The organism is Elizabethkingia argenteiflava (assembly GCF_009904105.1).
Taxonomy (GTDB): Bacteria; Bacteroidota; Bacteroidia; order Flavobacteriales; family Weeksellaceae; genus Elizabethkingia; species Elizabethkingia argenteiflava.
Genome location: NZ_JAAABJ010000342.1, coordinates 1 through 456, shown reverse-complemented (window position 1 = coordinate 456; position 456 = coordinate 1). Strand labels below are relative to the sequence as shown.

General features: G+C 32.0%; 1 rRNA gene. It reads right to left on the bottom strand.

The features are described from left to right. Window positions 1–138 (bottom strand): 16S ribosomal RNA (locus GNY06_RS03920); the annotation flags it as partial. Window positions 139–456 lie beyond the last annotated feature (318 nt).

Sequence of the window (456 nt, the reverse complement as noted above, 5' to 3'; positions counted from 1 at the left end):
CCTGATAAGGGCAGGTTGCACACGTGTTCCGCACCCGTTCGCCGCTCTCTAGATCCCGAAGAATCTATACCGCTCGGCTTGCATGTGTTAGGCCTCCCGCTAGCGTTCATCCTGAGCCAGGATCAATCTCTCCATTGTATGTTTGTTTCCCTTATACTCAACTCTATTTAAAATTGACGCTTTGGTTTTTCCTTACTTGGTTGTTATTTCTTTATTTCAATGATCTTATACTCTTTTAGCTTCAAACAAAAACTCTCTGTCTTTGTTACTGTTTTGCGAGTGCAAATATAAAAACTATTTTCGAATTAGCAAAAATTTTTTTAAAGTTTTTTTTTCAAGCAAAACTCTCTTATCAATATCTATTAAAGCTTATTAATAAACTTTAAAAAAAAAAAAAAAAATTAATTATTCAAAATAAGATAATATTAATAAGAAAAAATGATCTATTCTAATACT